The organism is Micromonospora sp. NPDC002296 (assembly GCF_040296145.1).
Taxonomy (GTDB): Bacteria; Actinomycetota; Actinomycetes; order Mycobacteriales; family Micromonosporaceae; genus Micromonospora.
In genome coordinates this window covers 44,440-70,821 of record NZ_JBEOWQ010000014.1, presented here as the reverse complement: position 1 = coordinate 70,821, position 26,382 = coordinate 44,440, and the positions used below count along the sequence as shown (strand labels likewise).

The window sequence follows — 26,382 nt, the reverse complement described above, 5'->3', positions numbered from 1 at the left end:
GGCGGTGACCGGCGAGGGCTGTGGTGGGAAGGCGGCATCGATGTTGAAGGCGTGTCTCAACGGCGGCCGGAGCCGGGCCGAACACCCCGCCGTGCCGGTTACCCCGGCCGAGTTGGCCGCCGACGCGTATCGCTGCGCCGCCCTCGGGGTCGCGGCGGTACACGTCCACCCACGCGACGCCGACGGCGCGGAGTCGCTCGCCCCGGCGGCGGTCGACGCGGCGGTCGCCGCGCTGCGCGCCGCCTGCCCCGGGCTGCCGGTCGGCGTGAGCACCGGCGCGTGGATCGAGCCGGATCCGGCCGCCCGGGTGGCCGCCGTGCGGGCCTGGCGGGTGCCGCCCGACTTCGCGTCGGTCAACGTGCACGAGGTCGGTGCCGAGCAGGTGGCGGCGGCGCTGGTCGAGCGGGGCGTGGCCGTCGAGGCCGGCGTCTGGACCCGGGACGCGGTCCGGGCGTACCGGGGCTGGCGGGTGCCGGCCCTGCGGGTCCTCGTCGAGTGCATGGCCCCCGATCCGGCGGACGCGCTGGTCGACGCGGCCGGCATTCTCGCCGCCCTGCCGCCCGGTGGCCCGCCGGTGCTGCTGCACGCCGAGGGCCCGGCGGTGTGGCCGATGCTCGCCGAGGCCGTCGGTCGCGGGCTCGACACCAGGATCGGGCTGGAGGACACCCTCGTGCTGCCGGGCGGCGCGCCGGCCGCCGACAATGCCGCGCTGGTCGGCGCGGCCCTCGCGGGTGGAGCCCACTGAGCCGAGCAGGGCTGATACCCCGACGGCGGGCGTGCCACGCCACCTTTGTCCGGCGGTGTCCGGCGTCGGATCGGCGTTCGGTGACCCCTTAACTTCGCTCCGTTCGAGGGGTTTGATCATGAGTCCTTGACCAGACGGCCCCCGGAGACCTAGCCTCGCCATACAGGCTCACATTGCCCGACCAGCGCAGGCTAAGCGCACAACATAGATCGTGTAACAGAACAGCATCACTTTGGCCGGCTCGCCGGCCTGCGGTGTCAGCTCCGACAGGCCGGACCGGAGCTGGTGCGACAACTGCATCCGGCTGCCGACGATGCCCGCGGGCACCGCCGGTGGTGAGAGCTACCCATGGCCAGCCGCTCAGGTCGGGCGTCTCAGAGTCGCAGCGTGCGTGCCCAGTGGCACGAGCACTGCGGCGCCGACGTTCAGGGGAGGCGGCCATGACGGGGTGGCACAGGTACACCGGTGGTCCCGACAGGACGGCCGTGGGTCGCGGCGCACCGACCCGTCGGCTTGTTCCGGCCCGCGTCGACGTGGCGGTGCGGTCGTGAACGCCTTCGATGCCCTTATTCTCGCCGTGGTGCTGGTGCTGGCCGTCGTGGTGGTCGGCGCGGTGCTGGTGGGGCTGCGCACGATGCGCCGGATCAGCGCCGCTCCCCGCCCCGAGGACCCGGCCTTCGTCGCCGAGAAGGACCGCCAGGAGCAGTCCCTGGCCGCGCTGCGCACCGCCGCCGACGAGGTGAACAGCACCATCGACGTGGCCAAGTCCGCCGCCGCCGCGGCGCGCGCCGAGGCCGCCGCCGCGAAGGCCGAGGCGAAGGCGGCCCGCTCCGAGGCCGGGCGGGTGCTCGACGGCGCCCGCGCGGAGGCGGACACCGTCCTGGAACGGGCCCACAAGCAGGCCGAGGCGGACGCCGAGCAACTGCGCACGGCGGCTCGGCGCAGCGGCGAACGCGAGGTGGCGGTGCTCGCCTCTACCACCCGGGAACAGGCCGCCGAGGTGGAGCGGCGGGCCGCCCGGATGGACGAGCGGGAGCGGTTGCACACCGAGGAGGTGGAGCGGTTCGCCGGCCGGGAGCGGCAGCTCACCGCCGCCAGCGCCGCCCTGGCCGTCCGGGAGTCCGCGCTGGTCGAGCGGGAACGGGCCCTGGCCGAGGCGGAGGAGCAGGCCCGCCGGGAGCTGGAGCGCGTCGCCGGGCTGACCGTCGACGCCGCCCGCACAGAGCTGATCGAGGCGATCGAGACGCAGGCCAAGCGGGAGGCCGCGCTGCTGGTCCGGGACATCGAGTCGGACGCCCGCAGCACGGCCGATCAGCGCGCCCGGCACATCGTCGTGGACGCCATCCAGCGGATCGCCAGCGAGCAGACCGCGGAGAGCGTGGTCAGCGTCCTGCACCTGCCCGGGGACGAGATGAAGGGGCGGATCATCGGCCGGGAGGGGCGCAACATCCGCGCCTTCGAGTCGGTCACCGGGGTCAACCTGATCATCGACGACACCCCCGAGGCGGTGCTGCTCTCCTGCTTCGACCCGGTGCGGCGCGAGGTCGGCCGGGTCACCCTGGAGAAGCTGGTCCTCGACGGCCGGATCCACCCGCACCGGATCGAGGAGGTCTACGACCTCGCCCGGCAGGAGGTGGAGCAGCTCTGCCGCCGCGCCGCCGAGGATGCCCTCGTCGAGGTCGGCATCACCGAGATCCACGACGAGATGGTCACCCTGCTCGGCCGGCTGCGCTACCGCACCTCGTACGGGCAGAACGTGCTCAAGCACCTGGTGGAGACCGCGCACATCGCCGGGATCATGGCCGCCGAGCTGCGACTGGACGTGCCGACGATCAAGCGGTCGGCGTTCCTGCACGACATCGGCAAGGCGCTCACCCACGAGGTGGAGGGCAGCCACGCCATCATCGGCGCCGACCTGGCCCGCAAGTACGGCGAGAGCGAGGACGTCGTCCACGCCATCGAGGCGCACCACAACGAGGTGCCGCCGCAGACCATCGAGGCCGTCCTCACCCAGGCTTCCGACGCCTGCTCCGGCGGCCGGCCGGGGGCGCGGCGGGAGAGCCTGGAGGCGTACGTCAAGCGGCTGGAGCGGATCGAGGAGATCGCGGCCGGGAAGATCGGCGTGGAGAAGGTCTTCGCCATGCAGGCGGGCCGGGAGATCCGGGTGATGGTCAAGCCCGACGACGTCGACGACATCGGCGCGGCGGTGCTGGCCCGGGACGTGGCCAAGCAGATCGAGGAGGAGCTGACCTACCCGGGTCAGATCCGGGTGACCGTGGTCCGCGAGTCCCGGGTCACCGAGATCGCCCGCTGACCGGCGGGCAGGGGCAGGGGCGGCCCCGGATCGACCGGAAACGCCGACGGGCGGGTGGAAACCTCTCCACCCGCCCGTCGGCGATCAGGACCGGAAGGTTACACCATCCGGGAGGCGTCCGCGCCGGCATCCTGGGCCGGGAGCACCTTTGCGGCGGTGCGTGGCATCCGCCCCATCCGCTTCTGCAACCACCACGCGAAGATCGACAGCAGGCCGCAGATGGCGATGTAGATCGCCCCGACGATCAGGTACGTCGGCACGTACGGCAGGCCGAACGCCAGCCGGCCGCCGATCTGCTTGCCGACGAAGAGCAGCTCCGGATAGGTGATGATGAAGCCGAGCGCCGTGTCCTTGAGCAGCACCACGAGCTGGCTCACGATCGCCGGCAGCATCGACCGGACCGCCTGCGGCAGCAGGATCAGCCGCAGCACCTGGTTCTTGCGCAGGCCGATGGCGTACGCGCCCTCGGTCTGGCCGTAGGGGACCGCGTTGATGCCGGCGCGGAAGATCTCCGCCAGCACCGAGCCGTTGTAGAGCACCAGGCCGATGACCAGGGCCCAGAGCTTGTCGATCGACCAGCCGTACTGCAACGGCACGTAGTAGCCGAAGAAGATCAGGATCAGCAGCGGGATGGCCCGGAACAGCTCGACCACGAACGTGGCCGGCGCGCGCAGGACCCACTTGTCGCTGAGCCGGGCGCTGGCGAAGACCGCGCCGAACAGCAGCGCCAGCACCGTGGCGATGCCGGCCGCCTTGAGGGTGGCCCACAGACCGGCGACAAGTTCCCGCTGCACCGCGGCGTACTGGAACTGCTCCCACTTTCGGGCCTCGAACTGGCCGGTGTCGTAGAACTTCCAGCCGACCCAGGCGAGCAGCGCGACGATGCCGATGATCGAGGCGATGCCGAGGATCGCGTTGCGCCGCCGGGCCTTCGGCCCGGGCAGGTCGTAGAGAACCGAAGCCTGGCTCACCGGTCCCACCCTCCGTTCGCGACTGCGGAATTCGCACGTTCGGTCATCGGGCAGCCTCTGTTTGCGACTGCGGGGCTCGCAAGCTCACTCCTCGCGCTCACCGTGCCACCCGCCACTTGCGCTCCATGAACCGCTGCAACGCCACGAGCGGCAGGATCAGGATCAGGAAGCCGATGGTGATCCAGAGCAGGACGGCGAACTGCGGCTCGCCCCGCTCGGCCATGTACGCCGGAATGGCGCCCGCCTCCAGCACCGAGAAGCCGGCCGCGATGGTGGTGTTCTTCAGCATCGCGATGAACACGCTCATCATCGGCGGCACCATCGCCCGCAGCGCCTGCGGTAGCACGATCAGGGTCAGCACCTGGGCGAAGGTCATGCCCAGCGCCCGGGCGGCCTCGGCCTGCCCGGTGGCGACCGTGTTGACACCGGAGCGGACCACCTCGCAGACGAACGCCGAGGTGTAGACCGTCAGCGCCACGTAGGCGCTGTCGTCGTAGTCGATGTTCACGTCCAGCTTCGGCACCGCGAAGACGAGGAACGCGAAGACCAGGGTCAGCGGGGTGTTCCGGACGATGTTGACGTACGTCGTGCCGAACGCCCGCAGCGCCGGCACGGGGGAGACCCGCATCGCGCCGAGAAGGGTTCCGAGGACGAGGCTGCCAACCGCGGCGATCAGGAACAGCTGAACGGTGGTGGTGAACCCGTCCCGGTACAGGATCCAGTTGTCCGTCAGGACGCGGAAGAACTCGCCCATGCCTCGCTCTCAGTCCTCGGGAGGGCGCCGGGCGGGGAGGACCCCGCCCGGCGCCGCGACGCGTGGTGAACCGTCGGTCAGTAGCGCTCGAGCGGCGGCGGGGTCGCCGACGAACCGGACTTGCCGAGCGTGCCGTCGTAGATCTTCTGCCAGGTGCCGTCCTTGTACGCGGCCTCGATCTGGGTGTTGACGTAGTCGCGCAGGGCCTTGTCCTCCTTGGGCAGGCCGATGCCGTACTTCTCGGTGCTGAACGGCTGGCCGACGACCTTGAGCCCCTCCGGGTTCTGCGCGGCGTAGCCCTTGAGGATGGCGTCGTCGGTGGTGACGGCGTCGACCTTCTTGTCGAGCAGCTGCGAGACGCACTCGGAGTAGGTCTTGAACTCGACGATGTTCTCACCCTCGGTCAGGCCCTCGTCCCGGACCCGCTGGATCGGGGTGGAGCCGGTGGCCGAGCAGACCTTCTTGCCCTTGAGGGTGTCCTTGCCGGTGATCGCCGTCTCGTCCTTGCGGACCAGCAGGTCCTGGCCGGCGATGAAGTACGGGCCGGCGAACGAGATGTCGTTCTTGCGCTTGTCGGTGATCGAGTAGGTGCCGACGTAGTAGTCGATCTCGCCGCCCTTGATCGCGGTCTCCCGGTTGGCGGAGGCGATCTCCTTGTACTCGATCTTCGCCGGGTCGACGCCGAGCGTGCTGGCGACGTACTGGGCGATCTCGATGTCGAAGCCGCAGCGCTTGCCCTGGGCGTCCTTGTAGCCGAGGTTCGGCTGGTCGAACTTGACGCCCACGGTGACCTTGCCGGCGCTCTTGATCTTCGTGAACGCCGGGCTGCCGGCGACGTTGGCGTCCGCCTTCGGGGTGAAGGTCGCGCCGGACGACGTGCAGGAGTCACCCTGCGCGCCGCCGGAGGCGTTGCCGCCGCCGCTCGGGGTGGGGCTCCCCTCCTTGCCGCAGGCCGCGGCCGAGAGGGCGAGTGAGGCCATCATGGCGACCGCCGCCACGCGCTTGATACGCATACTTCTCTCCTTCTACGAGCGGAGCCCGCCAGGGGACGACGCGCTCCACGGACGGACGCCTAGTGCGTCAGGATCTTCGACAGGAAGTCCTTGGCGCGCTCGCTGCGCGGGTTGGCGAAGAATTCGGCCGGGGGAGCGTCCTCGACGAGCTGACCGTCGGCCATGAAGATGACCCGGTTGGCCGCGTGCCGGGCGAAGCCCATCTCGTGGGTGACCACGACCATGGTCATGCCCTCGCGGGCGAGCGAGGTCATCACGTCCAGCACCTCGCCCACCATCTCCGGGTCCAGCGCGCTGGTCGGCTCGTCGAAGAGCATCGCCTTGGGCTGCATGGCCAGCGCGCGGGCGATCGCCACCCGCTGCTGCTGACCGCCGGAGAGCTGGGCGGGGTACTTGTCGGCCTGGTTGGCGATGCCCACCCGGTCCAGCAGGGCCAGCCCGCGCTCCCGCGCGCTCGCCGGCTTCTCCTTGCGGACCTTGACCGGGCCGAGGGTGACGTTCTCCAGGATCGTCTTGTGCGCGAAGAGGTTGAACGACTGGAACACCATGCCGACCTCGCTGCGCAGCTTGGCCAGCGCCTTCCCCTCAGCCGGGAGGACCTGGCCGTCGAAGGTGATGGTGCCGGAGCTGATCGGCTCCAGCCGGTTGATCGCCCGGCACAGCGTCGACTTCCCGGACCCGGACGGGCCGATCACCACGACGACCTCGCCCCGGCCGACCGAGAGGGAGACGTCCTGCAGCACGTGCAGCGGCCCGAAGTACTTGTTGACCCCGTCCAGCACGATGAGCGGTTCGCCCGTCGTCACGTCGTCCACCGTCCCTGTCGTCGTGTACGCCAGGGAGTCGGATGACCCCCGGTCCGGCCACTGTAGGCGGGCCGAGATGGCGGAACGCAACTCGTCTGGTCACGGTGCGGTAACACCGGTAACGATCCGCTCCGGGAGTCCGAATTCCGGGCCGGACGGCCGGCCGGGTGGCGGGGGCCACCCGCTCTCGGAGACCATTGGGGGATGACCGAACCGGTGCGTCTGACCGAATACGCCCGCGGTGGCGGGTGCGCGTGCAAGATCCCGCCCGGCGAGCTGGAGACGCTGGTCGCCGGCCTCGGCCCCGCCAGCGGCACGGCCGAGCTGCTGGTCGGCCTCGACCACGGCGACGACGCCACGGTGGTCCGCCTCGACGAGCGGACCGGCCTGGTCAGCACCGCCGACTTCTTCACCCCGGTCGTCGACGACGCGTACGACTGGGGGCGGATCGCCGCCGCGAACGCGCTTTCCGACGTGTACGCCATGGGTGGCACGCCGCTGGTCGCGCTCAACCTGCTCTGCTGGCCCCGGGAGCGGCTGCCGATCGAGCTGGCCGGGGAGGTGCTGCGCGGCGGCCAGGACGTGGCCCGGCAGGCCGGCTGCCACCTGTCCGGCGGGCACAGCGTCGACGACGACGGCCCGAAGTACGGCCTCGCGGTCACCGGTGTGGTCCGGCCGGAGGAGCTGATCACGCTGGACGCCGGGCGGGCCGGGCTGCCGTTGTCGCTGACCAAGCCGCTCGGCGTGGGGGTGCTCAACACCCGGCACAAGGCCACCGGGGAGTGGTTCGCCGAGGCGGTGGCCTCGATGGCGGCGCTGAACCGGGACGCCGCCCGCGCGGCGGTCGCCGCCGGGGTCCGCTGCGGCACCGACGTGACCGGCTTCGGGCTGCTCGGGCACGCCTCGAAGCTGGCCCGGGCCAGCCGGCTCACGGTGGCGATCGACGCGGCCCGGGTGCCCTACCTGCCGGGCGCGCGGCAGGCCGTCCGCGACGGGTACGTCAGCGGCGGCACCCGCCGCAACCTGGACTGGGTCGCCCCGTGGACCGACTTCGGCGCGGCCGGCGAGGCGGAGCGGCTGCTGCTGGCCGACGCTCAGACCTCGGGCGGGCTGCTGGTCGCCGGCGAGCTCCCGGGGGCCACGGTGATCGGCGAGCTGCTGCCGCGCGGCGACCACCTCGTCGTGGTGCGCTGAACCGGGCTGTAGCGCCGGGCCGCGCAGAGCAGGGCTGTGATCGTCGATCGGAGCGGGTGCCGGGTGGTCACCATACCCGATAAACTGTCATCTTCCCGTCACTACCCGCAACGGCGGGTAAGGAAATTTTGCCCAGAATGGTCACAGACCGGTAACTTGCGCCCGGCTGAGGTCAAATGCCCCCCACCATCGTCATTAAGGCCCGATCCGGAGGCCGGTGGGACGAACGCAGCGAGGAGGCGGCATGACCGAGCTGTGGAACTGGAGAATCGACGGGGTACCCCCGGTGGAGGTCTACCCGGCGTTGGCCGAGGCCCTGGGGCGGGTGGTGATGCCGCTCGCGGTGGCCGACCCCGCCCGGCTGCCCACGTACGCGGTGATCTGCGACGTCTGGCAGGCGCCGGGGGAGTTCGGCACGATCGTGGACTGCTACGGGGTGCCCGAGAGCCTGCCCGAGCTGCCCGGCATCGCCGCGCTGGCCCGGCTGCTCGGCCGTAACTGCCTGCTGCGCGACGACACCCTCGACGCCGGCCGGCACCTGCTGGTCGCACCCGACGGCACGATCCGCCCGGTGCACTTCGACGTCGCCGAGACCGACGACGGCGAGGTGCTGGGCAACCAGCGCCTCTGCACGCTGGCCAACCCCGGCTGCCGGGGCTGGTCCCGGTGCCACCGCTCCAGGTGGGCCCCGGACTCGGTCGTCCCGGCCCTGGCCGCCGCCTGACCGGGCCAGCCCTCGCGGTGCGCCCGGCGAACCCACGCCGACCACCCCCACCCCTGCGCGCACTTTCATGGAATATTTGGCGTCGGCGCGCCTATGGCCACACATTCCGTGAAAGTGCGGGCACCGGAACGCCGGGAGCACGCAGGGGTGGGGCGGGGCGTCCGGGTCAGGCCCCGGCGGCCGGCTGCTGGCTCCCGCCGCGGACCACCAGCTGGTCCAGCAGGGTCGCGGTGGCCTCGGCGACGGCGGCCACCGCCGCGTCGAACGCCGCCGCGTTGTGCGCGGCCGGCGCCCGGAATCCGGAGATCTTCCGGACGTACTGCAACGCCGCCGCCTCGACGTCGGCCCGGGTCACCTCCGGCACGTACGGCTCACGCAAGGTCTTGATGCTTCGGCACACGGCTCCTCCTCGTTCGAGTTGATCGGCTCGCCCGGATACGCTGTCCGGGTCATGACTACCGCAGCGGCGGGCAGCCCGCGCACCTACCAGGTGCGCACGTACGGCTGCCAGATGAACGTGCACGACTCCGAGCGCATCTCCGGCCTGCTGGAACAGGCCGGTTACCTGCGTGCCGCCGAGGCCGACGACAACCCGGACGTGGTGGTGTTCAACACCTGCGCCGTCCGGGAGAACGCCGACAACCGGCTCTACGGCAACCTGGGTCATCTGCGCCCCGTGAAGGACAAGCATCCGGGAATGCAGATCGCCGTCGGCGGTTGTCTCGCCCAGAAGGACCGCGGCGACATCGTCCGCAAGGCCCCCTGGGTGGACGTGGTGTTCGGCACGCACAACATCGGCTCGCTGCCGGTGCTGCTGGAGCGGGCCCGGCACAACGCCGCCGCCGAGGTGGAGATCCTCGAATCCCTCGACGTCTTCCCCTCGACGCTGCCGACGCGGCGCGAGTCGACGTACGCCGGCTGGGTGTCGATCTCGGTGGGCTGCAACAACACGTGCACGTTCTGCATCGTGCCCTCCCTGCGCGGCAAGGAGAAGGACCGCCGCCCCGGCGACATCCTGTCCGAGGTCCGCGCCCTGGTCGACGAGGGCGTGCTGGAGGTGACCCTGCTCGGGCAGAACGTCAACTCCTACGGCGTCGAGTTCGGCGACCGGTACGCGTTCGGCAAGCTGCTGCGGGCCTGCGGGGACATCGACGGGCTGGAGCGGGTCCGGTTCACCAGCCCGCACCCGAAGGACTTCACCGACGACGTGATCGCCGCGATGGCCGAGACCCCGAACGTCTGCCCCTCGCTGCACATGCCGTTGCAGTCCGGCTCGGACGACGTGCTGAGGGCGATGCGCCGGTCGTACCGGTCGGAGAAGTACCTGGGGATCATCTCCAAGGTCCGGGCGGCGATGCCGGACGCGGCGATCACCACCGACATCATCGTCGGCTTCCCCGGCGAGACCGAGGCGGACTTCCAGCGCACCCTGGACGTGGTCCGCGAGTCCCGGTTCTCCTCGGCGTTCACCTTCCAGTACTCCAAGCGCCCCGGCACCCCGGCCGCGACGATGGACGGCCAGATTCCCAAGCAGGTGGTACAGGAGCGGTACGAGCGGCTGATCGCCACGGTCGAGGAGATCACCTGGGCGGAGAACAAGCGGCTGGTCGGGGAGACCCTCGAGGTGCTGGTCGCCGTCGGCGAGGGTCGCAAGGACGAGCGCACCGGCCGGATGTCCGGCCGGGCCCGCGACGGCCGCCTCGTGCACTTCGCGACGGGCGCAGCCGGAGCGAACGGCCAGCTCGGTGCGACGGGCGCAGCCGCAGCGAACGGCCAGCCGGGCGACGCGGGGGCCCTCGCTGGGCGGATCCGTCCCGGGGACATCGTGCACACCACGGTCACGTACGCCGCCCCGCATCACCTCAACGCAGACGGCGTGCCACTGTCGCACCGCCGTACCCGGGCCGGTGACGCAGCCGAGGCGGGCCGCTCCCCGCGTACCCCCGGGGTGTTGCTCGGCCTGCCCACGATCGGGGCGCCGGCCGCGGCCCCGGCGTCGACGACCGGCTGCGCCGCCCACTGACGCGATCGGGGCCCGCCGCACGGGCGGGCCCCGACCAGCCTTGCGACGATCAGACCGAGATCTTGCCGCCGCCCGCGCCGCCCGTCAGACCGCTGCCGGAGCCCACGAGGTGGTTGTTCCGGGCGACCAGGGTGCCCGGGGCGGCGAGGGTCCGGACAGGCGGAAGCCCCCGGTCCCGGGGTGGGACCGGGGGCTCCCGGCGTTGCTGGGCTCAGCCGGCCTGCTCGGCGAGCTGGAGGAACTGACGCTTCGAGGCGAGTGCCTGCTCGGCATCCTTGACCCGCCGGGCGTCCCCGGCGGCCTGGGCCCGGGCCAGCCGCTCCTCGGCCTCGGTGACCTGCATCCGCATCTGGGCCAGCAGCGGGTTGTCCTCCTTGGTGGTCCGCCGCCACGCGGAGTCCATCACCTCGCGGACCTTGTCGTCGATCGCGCGCAGCCGGCGCTCCAGCCCGGCAGCCGCCTCCCGAGGCACCCGGCCGGCCTCGTGCCACTGCGCCTGGATGTCCCGAAGCTTGGCCTGGGCACCCTTGGGGTCGGCGTCGATGTTCAGCGCCTCCGCCTCGGCGAGCAGCGCCTGCTTGCGCTCCAGGTTGCCCCGCTGCTCGTCGTCCCGGGCCGAGAAGACCTCGCTGCGCCGAGTGAAGAAGGCGTCCTGGGCCGCCCGGAACCTCTCCCAGAGCTTCTGCTCGGCCTCCTTGGAGGCGCGCGGGGCCGCCTTCCACTGGGTCATCAGGTCCTTGAGCTGGTTGGCCGTGGCCGCCCAGTCGGTGGACTCCTTCAGCTTGTCCGCCTCGGCGACCAGCTCCTCCTTGACCTGCTGCGCCTGCTTGCGCTCAGCGTCCAGGGTGGCGAAGTGGGCGCCCCGGCGGCGGGTGAAGGCGTCCCGCGCAGCGGCGAAGCGCTTCCACAGCTCACCGTCGGCCTTCTTGTCGACCCCACGGACGGTCTTCCACTCGTCGAGGATCTCCTTGAGCCGGTCGCCGGCGGTCTTCCAGCCGGTCGACTCCGCTGCCAGCTTCTCCGCCTCCTCCACCAGGGCGGTCTTGCGGGCCAGCGCCTCGACCCGGGCCGCGTCCTTGGCGGCGCGGGCCTCGCCGGCCTTCTCCTCGGCGACGACGGCGAGCTTGTCCAGCCGCGCGACCAGCGCGTCGATGTCGCCGACGACGTGCGCCTCGGCGAGCGAGGCGCGGATCCGGCGGATGGTGGTCAGCGATCCGCCGGCGTCAGCCGCGCCCGAGTTGAGCCGCGCCTCGGTCAGGTTCACCTCGGTGACCAGGTCCGCGAAGCGGCGGGCGAAATGGGCCAACCCCTCCTCAGGGGCTCCCGCCTGCCAGGATCCGACCACCCGCTCGCCCTCGGCGGTCTTGACGTACACGGTGCCGTCCGCGTCCACCCGTCCGAAGGCCGTCCAGTCGCTCATGTGCCCATCCTCGATCTCCCGGCGTCAACGGGACAAGCCCGCGATCGCCGCCACGGCGCAGCAAAGTTACTCCCGGCATTGTCACAGGTCCGCCCCCGTCCGCGTCGAGCGCCTGTCGTCGACCGTGACCATACGGTGTCCTAGGGCCGGATGACCGGATCGGCGCGGGGACGCACCGGCGGGTCCGGCTACGGTGAACGGGTGCCTCTGGTCGCCGCCGCCGTCTGCCCCCATCCGCCTCTGCTCGTGCCGGAAGTGGCCGGCGCCGCCGCCGGCGAGCTGGACGAACTCCGCGCCGCCTGCGCCGCGGCCGTGACCCGGCTGCTCGCCGCCGGGCCGGACGCGATCGTGCTGGTCGGCGCCGGGCCGGCGACCCTGTCGTTCGGGTCCGCCGACTACGGCTCGCTGCGGGCGTACGGGGTGGACCGGCAGGTGCGGCTGTGGCGGGTCAACTGCGCGGGGGGTGAGCGACTCCCGCTGAGCCTGACGATCGGCGCGTGGCTCCTCGGCCGCTCCGGCACCGGGCTGCCCCGGTTCGCACACGCGATCGCCGCCGACGCGCCCCCGCAGGAGTGCGCCCGGGTCGGCATCGAGCTGGTCGGGGCGGCGGCGGACCACCGGGTGGCGCTGCTGGTGCTGGGGGACGGGTCGGCGTGCCGCGGTACGAAGGCGCCCGGCTACGACGACCCGCGCGCGCAGGCGTACGACGACCGGGTGGCCCGGGCCCTGGCCGACGCCGACGCCGAGGCCCTGCTCGGCCTGGACCCGGCGCTGTCGGCGGAGCTGAGCGTCGCCGGCCGGGCACCCTGGCAGGTGCTGGCCGGGGCGGTCCGGGCTGCGGGCGGTGACTGGCGCGGCGAACTGGGCCACCACGACGCGCCCTACGGCGTCGCCTACCTCGTGGCCAACTGGGAGCCGGCGTGAGCGCGGCGGACGCGGGCGGCGTCCCGCCCGGCGCGGTGGTGGCGGTGGTCGGGCCGACCGCCGCCGGGAAGTCCGCGTTGAGCATCGCCCTCGCGCACGCCCTGGACGGCGAGGTGATCAACGCCGACTCGATGCAGCTCTACCGGGGGATGGACATCGGCACCGCGAAGCTCACCCGGGCCGAGCGGGAGGGCGTGCCGCACCACCTGCTCGACATCTGGGAGGTGACCGAGCCGGCCAGCGTCGCCGAGTACCAGCGGCTGGCCCGCGCGGCGGTCGACGACGTCCTGGCCCGGGGCCGGGTGCCGCTGCTGGTCGGCGGCTCCGGCCTGTACGTGCGGGCGGTGCTGGAGCGGTTCGAGTTCCCCGGCACCGACCCGGTCGTGCGGGAGCGGCTGGAGGCGGAGCTGGCCGAGGCCGGCCCGGCCCCCCTGTACGCGCGGCTGCGCGCGGCGGACCCGGCCGCGGCCGGGGGCATCCTGCCCGGCAACGGCCGGCGGATCGTCCGCGCCCTGGAGGTGATCGAGCTGACCGGGGCGCCGTTCACCGCGTCCCTGCCCCAACCCACCCCGTACTACCCGTCCGTGCAGCTCGGGGTGGACCTGGACACCACGGCGCTGGACGAGCGGATAGCCCTGCGGGTGGACCGGATGTGGGCCGACGGCCTGGTCGCCGAGACCCGGGCCCTGGTCGGGCGCGGCCTGCCCGAGGGCCGCACGGCCAGCCGGGCGCTCGGCTACCAGCAGGTGCTGCGCCTGCTCGCCGGGGAGCTGACCGAGAGCGGGGCGCACGACGAGACGGTCCGGGCCACCCGCCGGTTCGTCCGCCGGCAGCGCTCCTGGTTCCGTCGCGATCCCCGGATCCACTGGCTGGACTCCGCTGCCCCGGGCCTGGTCGCCGACGCCCTGCGTCTCGTCCCCGCCGCTGCGCGATGATGGGGGCGTGGAGTTCACCAAGGGGCACGGCACCGGCAACGACTTCGTCATCCTCCCCGACCCGGACGGCGCGCTCGACCTGACCCCGGGGATGGTCGCCGCGCTGTGCGACCGGCGGCGGGGCCTCGGCGCGGACGGCGTACTGCGGGTGGTGCGGGCCGCCAAGCACCCCGAGGGCGCGGCCCTGGCCGGCGACGCCGAGTGGTTCATGGATTACCGCAACGCCGACGGGTCGGTCGCCGAGATGTGCGGCAACGGCGCCCGGGTCTTCGTCCGCTACCTGCTGGAGACCGGGCTGGCCACGCCGTCCGGCGCGGCGCTGCCGGTGGCCACCCGGGCCGGCGTCGTGCGGGCGCTGGTCGAGGGCGACACGGTCTCGGTCGAGATGCGCCGCCCCCGGCTGTACGACGTGGCGACCGCCGCCCTGGGCGGGCTGACCCTGCCGGGCACCGCCGTGGACGTCGGCAACCCGCACCTGGTGTGCGCCCTCCCCGGCGGCCTGGACCTGGCCGGCCTTGACCTGACCCGGGCGCCGGTGTTCGACGCCGGGGTCTTCCCCTTCGGGGTGAACGTCGAGTTCACCGCGCCGGGCGACCCCGTCGACGGCACCGACGTCCACGTGCTCATGCGGGTCTACGAGCGGGGATCCGCCGAGACGCTGTCCTGCGGCACCGGCGCGTGCGCGGTCGCCGCGGTCGCCCTGCGTGACGCCGGCCGGGTTACCGGCACGGCGACGGTCGACGTTCCCGGCGGCCGCCTCACGGTCACGGTGACGGACGAATCCTGCTGGCTCGCCGGCCCCGCCCTCCTGATCGCCACCGGCACAGTCACCCTCCCCGGGTAAAAGCCCGGGTCGATCAAGAAGTTCGCGTCAGATCCGGCCAACCGGCTGACGCAAACCTCTTGATCGATCCGCCCCCAGCGGGGGTCAGGGGGTGGCGCTGGCGGCGGCGGCGATCTCCGGGAGGTCGGCGGGGCCCGGGTCGGCGGCGGGAGCCGGGGCCGGGGACTGGGCAGCGGCGCGGACGGCGGCGGCGACCGCCGGGGCGACCCGGGAGTCGAAGACGCTGGGGACGATGACCGTCGGGTTGATCTTCTCCTCACCTACCACGTCCGCGATCGCCCGGGCGGCGGCGATCGCCATCTCCTCGGTGAACTCCTCGGCGTGCGCGTCCAGCATGCCCCGGAACACGCCCGGGAAGGCGAGCACGTTGTTGATCTGGTTCGGCTGGTCGGAGCGGCCGGTGGCCACCACGGCGGCGTGCTTGCGCGCCTCCCGGGGGTCGACCTCCGGGTCCGGGTTGGCCAGCGCGAAGACGATCGAGTCCTTGGCCATGGTGGCGATGTCGTCGCCGGTGAGCAGGTTCGGCGCGCTGACGCCGATGAACACGTCCGCGCCGCGTACCGCCCCGGGCAGGTCGCCGGAGTAGTTCTCCTTGTTGGTGTTCTCGGCCAGCCACTGCCAGGCCGGGTTGAGCCCGCTCAGGCCGGGGTGCAGGGCGCCCTGCCGGTCGCACGCGACGATGTCGCCGACGCCCTGCCGCAGCAGCAGCTTCATGATCGCGGTGCCGGCCGCGCCGGCGCCGGAGACGACCACCCGGACGTCCGCGAGCTGCTTGCCCACCACGCGCAGCGCGTTGGTCAGCGCGGCCAGCACGCAGATCGCGGTGCCGTGCTGGTCGTCGTGGAAGACCGGGATGTCGAGCAGCTCGCGCAGCCGGGCCTCGATCTCGAAGCAGCGCGGTGCGGCGATGTCCTCCAGGTTGATCCCGCCGTACGCGGGCGCGATCGCCTTGACAATCGCCACGATCTCGTCGGTGTCCTGGGTGTCCAGCACCACCGGCCAGGCGTCCACCCCGCCGAAGCGCTTGAACAGCGCCGCCTTGCCCTCCATCACGGGCAGCGACGCGGCCGGCCCGAGGTTGCCCAGTCCGAGCACGGCCGAGCCGTCGCTGACCACCGCGACCGTGTTGCGCTTGATGGTCAACCGGCGGGCGTCCGCCGGGTTCTCGGCGATCGCCATGCAGACCCGGGCCACCCCCGGGGTGTACGCCCGGGACAGCTCGTCACGGTTGCGCAACGCCACCTTCGAGCTGACCTCGATCTTGCCGCCGAGGTGCAGCAGGAACGTGCGGTCGGAGACCTTGCGGACGTCCACCCCGTCGAGCGCGGTGAGCGCGTCGACCACCTGGTCGGCGTGGCCGGCGTCGGCGGTGTCGCAGGTCAGGTCGACGAGCACGTGCGTCGGGTCGGAGTCGACCACGTCCAGCGCGGTGACGATCGCCCCGGCCTCGCCGACCGAGGTGGTCAGCCGGCCGATCGAGGAGGCGTCAGCGGGCACGGCGATCCGGATGGTGATCGAGAACCCGGCACTCGGAAGTCGGGTGATGGCCACGGGAATGCCTCCGTCAACGCTGATCGGCCGGTCGTATGTCGCCCCGCATTTCTACCCGCCCGCACCGGTCGCGTCGCATTCGCCCCCACTTTTGGTGGTCCATCCGACGGGCATATAGCGGGTGCGTCCGACGTTGCCACATGTCAGGATTGCTCGTACGCGACGGAGAGCCGTCGCTCCGCTACAGAACGGACAGGGAGGCGCACTTGCGCAACCAGGAGACCTACGTACCCCTCTCAGACGACGAACTTGACGCCACCACCGGGGGGTTCGAGCTGTCGGAGCGGCAGGCGCTGCGGCGGGTCCCTGGCCTCTCCACCGAGCTCACCGACGTCACCGAGGTCGAGTACCGCCAGCTCCGGCTGGAGCGGGTCGTCCTCGTCGGGGTCTGGACCGAGGGCAGTCAGACCGACGCCGAGAACTCGCTCACCGAGCTGGCGGCGCTGGCCGAGACGGCCGGCTCGCAGGTGCTGGAGGGGCTGATCCAGCGCCGCAACCGCCCCGACCCGGCGACGTACATCGGCCGGGGCAAGGTCGACGACCTCGGGTCGATGGTGCTCTCCTCCGGCGCCGACACGGTGATCTGCGACGGTGAGCTGTCCCCGTCCCAGCTCCGCAACCTGGAGCAGCGCACCAAGGTCAAGGTGGTCGACCGCACCGCGCTGATCCTGGACATCTTCGCCCAGCACGCCAAGAGCAAGGAGGGCCGGGCGCAGGTCGAGCTGGCCCAGCTCGAATACCTGCTGCCCCGGCTGCGCGGTTGGGGCGAGACGCTGTCCCGGCAGACCGGTGGGTCCGGTCGCGGCGGCGGCGCGGGCGGCGGCGTGGGCGTGCGCGGTCCCGGTGAGACCAAGCTGGAGACCGACCGGCGTCGCATCCGGCACCGCATCGCCCGGCTGCGCCGGGAGATCAAGGCCATGAAGACGGTACGCCAGACCAAGCGCTCCCGCCGCTCCCGCAACGCCGTCCCGGCCGTGACGATCGCCGGCTACACCAACGCCGGCAAGTCGAGCCTGCTCAACCGGCTGACGGGGGCCGGGGTGCTGGTGGAGAACGCGCTGTTCGCCACCCTGGACCCGACCACCCGCAAGGCCACGGCCCCCGACGGCCGGATCTACACCCTCTCCGACACCGTCGGCTTCGTCCGGCACCTGCCGCACCAGATCGTCGAGGCGTTCCGCTCGACCCTGGAGGAGGTCGCCGAGTCAGACCTGGTGGTGCACGTCGTCGACGGCGCCCACCCGGACCCGGAGGAGCAGGTCCGGGCGGTCCGCGAGGTGCTCGCCGAGGTGGGCGCCGACCGGCTGCCCGAGCTGCTGGTGATCAACAAGACCGACGCGGCCGACGAGGAGACCCTGCTGCGGCTCAAGCGGCTCTGGCCGGACGCCGTCTTCGCCTCGGCCCGCTCGGGGCGGGGGATCGACGAGGTCCGGGCGGCCATCGAGGACCGGCTGCCCAGCCCGGCGGTGGAGGTCCGAGCGGTGCTCCCGTACGACCGGGGTGACCTGGTGGCCCGGGTGCACCGGCAGGGCGAGGTGCTCAGCACCGCCCACCTGCCCGAGGGCACGCTGCTGCACGTGCGGGTCGGTGAGGCGCTCGCCGCCGAGCTCACCCCGTACGCCGTACAGGAGACACCCGTCGCCGTCCCCACCCGCTGAGTGACCCCCGGGGCCGGTACAGCCGGCCCCGGGGATCGCGGTGTTTTCGCCGGGGCGACGTCCCGGCCGGCGGGCCGGATCGGCGTCGGCCGGGCGGTGCCGGCCGGGCCGGGTCCGTGCCGTCCGGTCGTGAGTGGCGGCTCAAATGTCGCGTCCCGGCGTGACTCCGGTATTCACGTGGCATGCGACACTGAACCCCATGCGCCGCGCTGTTTCCTCGGTCACGGTTGCCCTCGGCCTGCTCGGGGCGACCGTGGCGCTCTCCGGGGCCGCTCTGTCCGCGCCCGCCCCGGCGGCCGCCGCACCCGAGCCGACTCCCGGCAAGAAGCGCTGCACGGTCGTCGACGAGCGGCTGCGGGAGATCTCGGGCCTGGTGGCCACGAAGAGCGGATACGTGGTGGTCAACGACGGCACCGACGTCGAGAGCCACAAGCGGGTGTTCTTCCTCGACACCAAGTGCAAGCTGGCGAGTGAGCCGGTGCGCTACTCGGGGAAGGGTCCGCTCGACACCGAGGACCTCGCGCTCTCGCTGGACGGCAAGAAGCTGTGGATCGCTGACATCGGCGACAACATCAGCGCCAAGCGGCGCGAGCGGGTGGCGGTGTGGAGCATGCCGGCCGACGGGTCGGCCAAGCCGGTGCTGCACCGGCTCTCCTACCCCGAGGGCAAGCCGCACGACGCCGAGGCGCTGCTGATCGGCGACGACGGCAAGCCGCTGATCATCACCAAGGTGGCCAGCGGCAAGGCCGAGATCTTCACCCCGTCGGGCAAGCTCAGGACCGGCGACACCGAACCGGTGCCGATGACCAGGGCCGGCGAGGTGTCGCTGCCGAAGACGACCACCCCGAACGTGCTGAACACGATCGGCCGGGTCGCCGTCACCGGCGCAGCCCGCTCGCCCGACGGGACGAAGGTGGTGCTGCGCACGTACGCGGACGCCTTCGAGTACGACGTGTCGAACGGCGACATCGTCGGGGCGCTGACCGGCGGCAAGCCCCGGGTGACCCCGCTGACGGACCCGTTCGGCGAGGCGATCTCCTACACCCCGGACGGCAAGTCTTTCGTCACGGTCTCCGACGGCGGTGAGCTGGCCCCGGACGACCCGATCGACATCCTGGGCTACGTCCCCTCCACCACGGGCGCCGAGGCGCTGACCGGTGGCGATGCCGGCCCGCCCAAACCGGCGGCGGGGAAGTCCTGGCTGGAGGGGCTGAGCCTCGACCAGATCACGTACCTGATCGCCGCGGTCGGCGTGATCGGCGCGTTGATGGTCGGCGCGGGCATCCTCGGCATCGTGCGGGCGCGGAAGCGCCCCGCGCCGGCCGGCGGTCCGAAGGCCCGCCCGGACGTGCCCGAACGGGACGAGTTCCCGCTGGACGACGGCCCGGACGAGCCCGGCTACGGCCGCCCCGCCGAGGGCCCACCGCCGGGCGGGGACCGTTCGCGTGGCGGGGTCTACGGCGGCGCGCCGGCCGCCGGTGGTGTGTACGGCGAGGGCCCGGCCGCCGGCGGCCCGGCCCAGGGCCCCTCCCGCGGGGTCTACGGGGGCGGCGGTGGCCGTCCCGCAGGCGGTGGCCGTCCCGGCGGCGGCCGGCCTCAGGGCGGCGGGGTCTACGGCGGCGGTGGCAGACCGGGCGGTGGCGTCTACCGCGGGGACCAGCCCGCCGGCGGGCAGCCTCCGGGCGGGGGCCAGCCCGGCCGGGACAGCCGGCCGGTGCGCGGCGGGGTGTACGGCGGCGGCGGGCGGGCCGAGCCGCCCCGGCGGGGGCGGGACCCCCGGGACCCGCGCGACTCCCGCGCGGGTCGGCGCGGCGAGGGCGGGCCCGACGACGGGCGGGGCGGCCACGGCGGCCAGGCACCCGGTAGCGGTCGCGGGCACCGCGGCGACCGCTACTGACCGGTCCACCTACCGATCGGTGCCGACGCGGGCACCGGTCGCCGGCGGCATGATCGACGATGCCTCGCTGAGGCTTCGCCGGGGCGACGGCCTGCGGGGCGACGGCCTGCGGGGCGACCGCTGCCCGTCAGCGGTCAGATCCGGCGCAGAACGGCGACGACCCGGCCCATGATGGTGGCGTCGTCGCCGGGGATCGGGTCGAAAGCCGGGTTCTGCGGCATCAGCCAGACGTGGCCGTCCCGGTGGCGGTAGGTCTTCACCGTCGCCTCTCCGTCGAGCATCGCCGCGACGATCTCGCCGGAGTCGGCGGTCGGCTGCTGCCGGACCACCACCCAGTCCCCGTCGCAGATCGCGGCATCGAGCATCGAATCGCCCTTGACCTGGAGCATGAAGACCTCGCCCTCGCCGACCAGCTCGCGGGGGAGGGGGAAGATGTCCTCCACCGCCTGCTCGGCGAGGATCGGCCCACCGGCGGCGATCCGGCCCAGCATCGGTACGTACGCCGGGGTGGGCCGCTGCGAGCGGGACGCCTCGTCGTCGATCATGTCGCTGGGGGCCCGGACGTCCACCGCACGCGGCCGGTTCGGGTCGCGGCGCAGGAAGCCCTTCTTCTCCAGCTCCTTGAGCTGGTAGGCGACGCTGGACGGGGAGACGAGCCCGACGGCCTCGCCGATCTCCCGCACGCTCGGCGGGTATCCGTGCCGATCGACCCAGGTGCGGATGAACTCCAGGATGCGGCGCTGCCGGGCGGTGAGGTCGACCGTGGCCGGGTCGGGGAAGCTGCTGACCACCGGCGTGACCGCTCGCACGGCCGGCTGCCCGGTCCGGCTGCGCGCGGCGCGGGGACGCCGAGTGGCCGGCGGACCCGCCTCGGCGATCTGCTGCGGGTTCTTCGGCCGGCTGGCCCGGTCCTCGGTCACGTCCGTCCTCCCTGGTCGGCGCTGGGTGCCTCGGCGGCTCGTGGTGCGTGTGGGGTGTGGCGACCGGGCGGGGCGGAACCCGCCGCGTCCGGTTGTTCTTGACCGTATAGGTGGGATCGGTCATTTTCAAACATCTGTACGACCTTCGTCGGCGTGTCGGAGCGGGAAACCGCGAAATCCGAACGCCTGTTCTGGTAAACGGTACGCGGCTCTCGAACATAAGTACGAGTTCCCTCGTGCCCTGCCTGCGGTTTCCCGCCCTCGGCGGGTCGGCCGTGACCAGGGGGAGCGGTCCCGCGTTGGGGCTTTCGGCAAGTCGGGGAGGGGGAGTGCGGGACGTGATCCTGATGACGCGCCGGGCGGCTCGGCGAACTTGATTTCGGTCCGCCGGACGCATACGGTCGACCCCTAGATGTAGTAGTCACATGGGCGTAAGTCGCCTACAGGTTGGGTTCAACTACCGACCGCACACTCTGCTGCCGGACCCGGTGGCGGCCCCACGCGGGGCCGGCGCCGCGGTTCTCTGCGTCCGGGGGCGCCCGGTGCGCCCGCCATCGACGAAGGAGGTCAGGCGATGCGGTGCCCGTACTGCAGGCACGCCGACTCCCGGGTCGTCGACTCGCGGGAGGCCGACGACGGCCAGTTGATCCGCCGGCGGCGGTCCTGCCCGGAGTGCGGCAAGCGGTTCACCACCGTCGAGGAGGCGGTGCTCGCGGTGGTCAAGCGCAGCGGGGTGACCGAGCCGTTCAGCCGTACCAAGATCGGCGGTGGGGTGCGCAAGGCGTGCCAGGGGCGGCCGGTCGACGAGGACTCCATCGCCCTGCTCGCCCAGAAGGTCGAGGAGACCATCCGGGCCAAGGGGGCCGCCGAGATCCCCAGCCACGACGTGGGGCTGGCGATCCTGGGTCCGCTGCGGGACCTGGACGAGGTGGCGTACCTCCGCTTCGCCAGCGTGTACCGCTCGTTCGACTCGCTGACCGACTTCGAGCGCGAGATCGAGACGCTGCGGGCCGCCGCCCGCGCCCGCGAGGGCGCCGGGACGGCCGGCGACGCCGGGACGGCGGCGGCGGGGGCCGCCGACCGTGCCGTTTGAGCATTTCCTGAATTGCTGACAGTGCGACGCGCGGCGGGTGACCGCGCAGACGAGGGGGCGGATGAGATGGCGGGGGACGGCGTGACAGCAAGCCGGACGCGGACGAAGGCCGGCGCGGGCCTCAAGGTCGAGCGGGTGTGGACGACCGAAGGGGTCCACCCGTACGACGAGGTGACGTGGGAGCGTCGCGACGTCGTGATGACGAACTGGCGGGACGGCTCGATCAACTTCGAGCAGCGCGGGGTCGAGTACCCCGAGTCCTGGAGCGTCAACGCGGCCAACATCGTGACCACCAAGTACTTCCGGGGCGCGGTGGGCACCCCGGATCGGGAGTGGTCGCTGCGGCAGCTCATCGACCGGGTGGTCAGCACCTACCGCAAGGCGGGCGAGGAGCACGGCTACTTCGCCACCTCGGCCGACGCCGAGGTGTTCGGCCACGAGCTGACCTGGATGCTGCTGCACCAGGTGTTCAGCTTCAACTCGCCGGTCTGGTTCAACGTCGGCACGCCGTCACCTCAGCAGGTCTCGGCGTGTTTCATCCTTTCCGTGGATGATTCGATGGATTCGATCCTCGACTGGTACAAGGAGGAGGGGCTGATCTTCAAGGGCGGCTCCGGCTCCGGGGTCAACCTGTCCCGGATCCGTTCCTCCCGGGAGCTGCTCTCCTCCGGCGGCAACGCCTCCGGCCCGGTCAGCTTCATGCGCGGCGCGGACGCCTCCGCCGGCACCATCAAGTCCGGCGGCGCCACCCGGCGCGCGGCCAAGATGGTCATCCTCGACGTGGACCACCCGGACATCCAGGAGTTCGTGGTCACCAAGGCGCGCGAGGAGGACAAGATCCGCGCGCTGCGCGACGCCGGGTTCGACATGGACCTCGGTGGCGCCGACATCGTCAGCGTGCAGTACCAGAACGCCAACAACTCGGTCCGGGTCTCCGACGAGTTCATGACGGCGGTGGAGACCGGCGGCGGCTTCGACCTGCGCGGCCGGCTCGACGGGCAGACCATCGAGACGGTCGACGCCAAGAAGCTGTTCCGCACCATCGCCCAGGCCGCCTGGGAGTGCGCCGACCCCGGCCTGCAGTACGACGACACCATCAACGACTGGCACACCTGCCCGGAGACCGGCCGGATCACCGCGTCGAACCCGTGCTCGGAGTACCTGCACCTGGACAACTCCTCGTGCAACCTGGCCTCGCTCAACCTGATGAAGTTCCTCCGCGCCGACGGTGGCTTCGAGGTGGAGAAGTTCGTCAGGTCCGTCGAGTTCGTCATCACCGCGATGGACATCTCGATCTGCTTCGCCGACTTCCCGACCGAGAAGATCGGCGAGACCACCCGCGCCTACCGGCAGCTCGGCATCGGGTACGCCAACCTCGGCGCGCTGCTGATGGCCTCGGGCCTGCCGTACGACTCGGAGCAGGGCCGCTCGGTCGCCGCCTCGATCACCTCGCTGATGACCGGCACCGCGTACCGCCGCTCGGCCGAGCTGGCCGGCATCGTCGGTGCGTACGACGGCTACGCCCGCAACGCCGAGCCGCACAAGCGGGTCATGCGCAAGCACGCCGCCGCCAACGACGAGATCAGGCCCACCAGCACCGTGGCCACCGCGATCGTCCGCGAGGCGACGAAGCAGTGGACCCAGGGCAACAAGATCGGTGACAAGTTCGGCTGGCGCAACTCGCAGGCGGCAGTGCTGGCCCCGACGGGCACCATCGGCCTGATGATGGACTGCGACACCACCGGCGTCGAGCCGGACCTGGCGCTGGTCAAGTTCAAGAAGCTGGTCGGCGGCGGTTCGATGCAGATCGTCAACCAGACCGTCCCGCGCGCCCTGCGCAGCCTCGGCTACCCCGAGGAGCAGGTCGAGGCGATCGTCGAGCACATCGCCGACCACGGCCACGTGGTGGACGCCCCCGGCCTCAAGCCGGAGCACTACCCGGTCTTCGACTGCGCCATGGGCGAGCGCTCCATCGCGCCGATGGGGCACGTACGGATGATGGCGGCCGTCCAGCCGTTCATCTCCGGCGCGATCTCCAAGACGGTCAACATGCCGGAGCAGGCCACCGTCGCCGACGTCGAGAAGATCTACTTCGAGGGCTGGAAGCTCGGCCTCAAGGCGCTGGCCATCTACCGGGACAACTGCAAGGTCGGCCAGCCGCTGTCCGTGGCCAAGCCGAACAAGACGCTTGCGCCCGCCGAGGCTCCGGCCGCGGTGGAGAAGACGGTCGAGAAGGTCGTCGAGTACCGCCCGGTGCGCAAGCGGCTGCCGAAGAAGCGCCCGTCGCAGACGGTCAGCTTCTCCGTCGGCGGCGCCGAGGGGTACCTCACCGCGTCGTCGTACCCCGATGACGGCCTCGGCGAGGTCTTCCTCAAGATGTCGAAGCAGGGCTCGACGCTGGCCGGGGTGATGGACGCCTTCTCGGTGGCCATCTCCATCGGCCTGCAGTACGGCGTCCCGCTGGAGACGTACGTCAGCAAGTTCACCAACATGCGCTTCGAGCCGGCCGGCATGACCGACGACCCGGACGTGCGGATGGCCGCCTCGGTGATGGACTACATCTTCCGTCGCCTGGCTCTCGACTTCCTGCCGTACGAGGGCCGCGCGGAGCTGGGCATCTTCACCGCCAAGGAGCGGGCCGCGCAGCTGCGGGCCGAGGCGGAGGCGGAGAGCGCGTCGATCAGCGGTGCGGAGCTGACCGCGATGGCCTCCTCCGCACCGGTCGAGGCGCCGGAGACGAAGACCGGCCCGGTCGCCCAGCCGGCGCAGGAACTGGCCGACGTCGCCGCCGCCAAGCCGGCCCCAACGGTCGGCTCCAGCACCGAACTGCTGGAGGCCGTGATCGGCAAGGCCGCCGACGCGCCGCTCTGCTTCACCTGCGGCACGAAGATGCGCCCGGCCGGCAGCTGCTACGTCTGCGAGGGCTGCGGCTCCACCAGCGGTTGTAGCTGACAGAAGGCAACGAGCCCCGGGCGTTGACGTGCCCGGGGCTCGTGAGCCGGGACCAGGCCACAGGCAACGGAAGCGCGAAGTCGATGACACCGTGCCTCCCTACACTGTCCCGGTGATCCATGAAGCCCTATCGACCGCCGCCGGCTACGCCGAGTTCGCCGCCCGTGAGGCGCACGGCGTGTCGCCCGCGTACGAGCGCCTGGCCCTGGCGGTCTCCCGCGACGCCGGGGTGCTCGCGTTGCTCGACCCGCTCCCGCCGGCCAGGCGGCAGCCCAACCTGCTGTTCGGCGTCGTACGGTTCCTCGGCGGCCCGGTCGAGGACCCGGCCGCGTTTCGCGACTTCGTGATGGCGCACTGGCCGGCGATCGAGGCGGAGCTGCGCGTGCGCGCCACCCAGACGAACGAGGCCGGGCGGTGCGCCGTGCTGCTGCCGGTGCTCGCCGCGCTGCCGCAGCCGCTCGCGCTGCTGGAGGTCGGCGCGTCGGCCGGGCTCTGCCTCTACCCCGACCGGTACGCCTACCGCTACGGCGACCACCTGCTCGGCGCGGGCGAGCCGGTCCTCGACTGCGCGCTCAGCGGGACGGCGCCGCCCGACCGCCTGCCCGAGGTGGTGTGGCGGGCCGGCCTGGACCTGAACCCGCTCGACGTCACCGACCCGGCCGACGTCGCCTGGCTGGACGCGCTCATCTGGCCCGAGCACGCCCACCGCCGGGCCCGGCTGCGGTCCGCCGCGTCCGTCGCGGCGGCCGATCCGCCGCTGCTGGTACGCGGCGATCTGGTGGCCGACCTGCCGGCCCTGGCCGCGCGGGCGCCGGCCGGGGCGACGCTGGTGGTGTTCCACACCTCCGTGCTCTATCTGGTGCCGCCGCCGGGCCGGGCCGCGTTCGCCGAGACGGTACGCGGCCTACCCGGGCACTGGATCTCGAACGAGGCCCCGGACGTGCTGGGGTACGACGGCCTGCCCGACCCGCCGGACGGCGCGCTGCACAACGTGCTCGCGTTGGACGGCACGCCGCTGGCCTGGACCCGCCCGCACGGGCAGGCGCTCACCTGGTTCGCCCAGGGGGCTGGGTGGCCCGGCCCATTCGTCGAGCTGACGGCGCGCGTACCCACGGAGACGGAGGCCCCGGATGTCCCACGGTGAGGAGCGCGCGGCGCTGCTCGCGGCACTGGCCGCCCAGCGCCACCACGTGCTCGGCACCCTGGACGGGCTGCCCGAGGAGGACCTGCGTCGGCCGGTGCTGCCGTCCGGCTGGTCCTGTCTGGGGCTGGTCCGCCACCTCGCCCTCGACGTCGAGCGGTTCTGGTTCCGGGCCGTCGTCGCCGGCGAGCGCGTCGACCTGGAGTCCGGGGCCGACGCCTGGCGGGTCGACGCGGAGACGCCGGCCGCGGCGGTGTTCGACCTGTACCGGCGGGAGGCGGAGCTGGCCGACGCGGTGATCGCCGGCACCGATCTGGACGCCGCCCCGGCCTGGTGGCCGGAGGAGGTCTTCCCGGGCCTGCCGCCGCACGCCCTGCGCCGGACGGTCCTGCACGTGATCACGGAGACCGCCTGCCACGCCGGGCACCTCGACGCCGCCCGGGAGCTGATCGACGGCCGGGCGTGGCTGGTGCTGACGGACTGACCCGCTCCGGCGTCCCCAC

19 protein-coding genes and 3 pseudogenes are annotated in these 26,382 nt (G+C 72.5%); 14 read left to right on the top strand and 8 right to left on the bottom strand.

The genetic code is table 11. The annotated features are described in order from the left end of the window. Positions 1-40 precede the first annotated feature (40 nt). Both ABT023_RS14120 and rny read left to right on the top strand, forming a co-directional pair. Positions 41-745, top strand: a complete 705-nt coding sequence (locus ABT023_RS14120) for a 3-keto-5-aminohexanoate cleavage protein (protein WP_350885265.1) — start codon at positions 41-43, stop codon at positions 743-745. Between the two features lie 547 nt (positions 746-1,292). Then, complete coding sequence (gene rny / locus ABT023_RS14115; protein ID WP_350885263.1) at positions 1,293-3,059, top strand: ribonuclease Y; 1,767 nt, start codon at positions 1,293-1,295, stop codon at positions 3,057-3,059. A 98-nt stretch (positions 3,060-3,157) separates the two neighbouring features. Here the strand turns inward: rny and ABT023_RS14110 are convergent, their stop codons facing one another. The 4 genes from ABT023_RS14110 to ABT023_RS14095 all read right to left on the bottom strand — a co-directional run bounded on the left by ABT023_RS14110 (position 3,158) and on the right by ABT023_RS14095 (position 6,612). Beyond that, on the bottom strand, positions 3,158-4,030 hold the full coding sequence (locus tag ABT023_RS14110; protein ID WP_350885261.1) for an amino acid ABC transporter permease: 873 nt from the start codon (positions 4,028-4,030) through the stop codon (positions 3,158-3,160). Positions 4,031-4,127: 97 nt separating this feature from the next. Continuing rightward, positions 4,128-4,784 carry an amino acid ABC transporter permease gene (locus ABT023_RS14105; RefSeq protein WP_350885259.1) on the bottom strand — a complete coding sequence of 219 codons (657 nt, stop codon included), beginning with the start codon at positions 4,782-4,784 and terminating at the stop codon, positions 4,128-4,130. Between the two features lie 77 nt (positions 4,785-4,861). Further along, the gene (locus ABT023_RS14100; RefSeq protein WP_350885257.1) at positions 4,862-5,797 is read right to left on the bottom strand and encodes a glutamate ABC transporter substrate-binding protein; all 936 of its coding nucleotides are present in this window, start codon (positions 5,795-5,797) and stop codon (positions 4,862-4,864) included. A 59-nt stretch (positions 5,798-5,856) separates the two neighbouring features. Beyond that, positions 5,857-6,612: an amino acid ABC transporter ATP-binding protein gene (locus ABT023_RS14095; RefSeq protein ID WP_350885256.1), complete on the bottom strand. Its 756-nt coding sequence runs from the start codon at positions 6,610-6,612 to the stop codon at positions 5,857-5,859. Positions 6,613-6,807: 195 nt separating this feature from the next. Here ABT023_RS14095 and selD point away from each other — a divergent pair. Beyond that, positions 6,808-7,880, top strand: a pseudogene (gene selD / locus ABT023_RS14090) (selenide, water dikinase SelD). A 161-nt stretch (positions 7,881-8,041) separates the two neighbouring features. Beyond that, positions 8,042-8,521 (top strand): hypothetical protein, encoded by a 480-nt coding sequence (locus ABT023_RS14085; RefSeq protein ID WP_350885252.1) that lies wholly within the window; start codon positions 8,042-8,044, stop codon positions 8,519-8,521. A gap of 166 nt (positions 8,522-8,687) precedes the next feature. Here the strand turns inward: ABT023_RS14085 and ABT023_RS14080 are convergent, their stop codons facing one another. Then, complete coding sequence (locus tag ABT023_RS14080) at positions 8,688-8,921, bottom strand: DUF2277 family protein (RefSeq protein ID WP_350885250.1); 234 nt, start codon at positions 8,919-8,921, stop codon at positions 8,688-8,690. Positions 8,922-8,972: 51 nt separating this feature from the next. On the opposite strand from ABT023_RS14080, the gene miaB reads away from it, so the two are divergent. Further along, the gene (gene miaB / locus ABT023_RS14075; protein WP_350885248.1) at positions 8,973-10,544 is read left to right on the top strand and encodes a tRNA (N6-isopentenyl adenosine(37)-C2)-methylthiotransferase MiaB; all 1,572 of its coding nucleotides are present in this window, start codon (positions 8,973-8,975) and stop codon (positions 10,542-10,544) included. A gap of 211 nt (positions 10,545-10,755) precedes the next feature. On the opposite strand, the gene ABT023_RS14070 is transcribed toward miaB, so the two are convergent. Next, positions 10,756-11,964 (bottom strand): DUF349 domain-containing protein, encoded by a 1,209-nt coding sequence (locus ABT023_RS14070; protein ID WP_350885246.1) that lies wholly within the window; start codon positions 11,962-11,964, stop codon positions 10,756-10,758. A gap of 150 nt (positions 11,965-12,114) precedes the next feature. On the opposite strand from ABT023_RS14070, the gene ABT023_RS14065 reads away from it, so the two are divergent. The 3 genes and pseudogenes from ABT023_RS14065 (at position 12,115) to dapF (ending at position 14,667) form a co-directional block, all read left to right on the top strand. Continuing rightward, the gene (locus ABT023_RS14065; RefSeq protein WP_350885244.1) at positions 12,115-12,888 is read left to right on the top strand and encodes a class III extradiol dioxygenase subunit B-like domain-containing protein; all 774 of its coding nucleotides are present in this window, start codon (positions 12,115-12,117) and stop codon (positions 12,886-12,888) included. Between the two features lie 14 nt (positions 12,889-12,902). Further along, positions 12,903-13,823, top strand: a pseudogene (gene miaA, locus ABT023_RS14060) (tRNA (adenosine(37)-N6)-dimethylallyltransferase MiaA); the annotation flags it as partial. A gap of 7 nt (positions 13,824-13,830) precedes the next feature. Continuing rightward, positions 13,831-14,667: a diaminopimelate epimerase gene (dapF, locus tag ABT023_RS14055; protein WP_350885240.1), complete on the top strand. Its 837-nt coding sequence runs from the start codon at positions 13,831-13,833 to the stop codon at positions 14,665-14,667. An 84-nt stretch (positions 14,668-14,751) separates the two neighbouring features. Here the strand turns inward: dapF and ABT023_RS14050 are convergent, their stop codons facing one another. Then, entirely contained in the window at positions 14,752-16,218 is a 1,467-nt protein-coding gene (locus ABT023_RS14050; RefSeq protein WP_350885238.1) for an NAD-dependent malic enzyme, read from the bottom strand. Positions 16,219-16,424: 206 nt separating this feature from the next. Here ABT023_RS14050 and hflX point away from each other — a divergent pair, with 206 nt between their 5' ends. Together hflX and ABT023_RS14040 are read left to right on the top strand one after the other, a co-directional pair. Further along, positions 16,425-17,876 (top strand): GTPase HflX, encoded by a 1,452-nt coding sequence (gene hflX / locus ABT023_RS14045; RefSeq protein ID WP_350885236.1) that lies wholly within the window; start codon positions 16,425-16,427, stop codon positions 17,874-17,876. A gap of 199 nt (positions 17,877-18,075) precedes the next feature. Next, positions 18,076-19,773, top strand: a complete 1,698-nt coding sequence (locus ABT023_RS14040; protein ID WP_350885235.1) for a proline-rich domain-containing protein — start codon at positions 18,076-18,078, stop codon at positions 19,771-19,773. A gap of 134 nt (positions 19,774-19,907) precedes the next feature. Here ABT023_RS14040 and lexA read toward each other — a convergent pair whose 3' ends face one another. After that, positions 19,908-20,693: a transcriptional repressor LexA gene (lexA, locus tag ABT023_RS14035; RefSeq protein WP_161688192.1), complete on the bottom strand. Its 786-nt coding sequence runs from the start codon at positions 20,691-20,693 to the stop codon at positions 19,908-19,910. Between the two features lie 574 nt (positions 20,694-21,267). Between lexA and nrdR the strand changes: the two genes are divergently transcribed. The 4 genes and pseudogenes from nrdR (at position 21,268) to ABT023_RS14015 (ending at position 26,363) form a co-directional block, all read left to right on the top strand. Then, positions 21,268-21,786, top strand: a complete 519-nt coding sequence (nrdR, locus tag ABT023_RS14030; protein ID WP_350885233.1) for a transcriptional regulator NrdR — start codon at positions 21,268-21,270, stop codon at positions 21,784-21,786. A 66-nt stretch (positions 21,787-21,852) separates the two neighbouring features. After that, positions 21,853-24,738, top strand: coding sequence for a vitamin B12-dependent ribonucleotide reductase (locus ABT023_RS14025; protein ID WP_350885231.1), 2,886 nt, complete (start codon positions 21,853-21,855; stop codon positions 24,736-24,738). Positions 24,739-24,853: 115 nt separating this feature from the next. Further along, positions 24,854-25,795 (top strand): annotated as a pseudogene (locus ABT023_RS14020) (DUF2332 domain-containing protein); the annotation flags it as partial. A gap of 73 nt (positions 25,796-25,868) precedes the next feature. Next, positions 25,869-26,363, top strand: a complete 495-nt coding sequence (locus ABT023_RS14015; RefSeq protein ID WP_350885229.1) for a DinB family protein — start codon at positions 25,869-25,871, stop codon at positions 26,361-26,363. Positions 26,364-26,382: the final 19 nt, after the last annotated feature.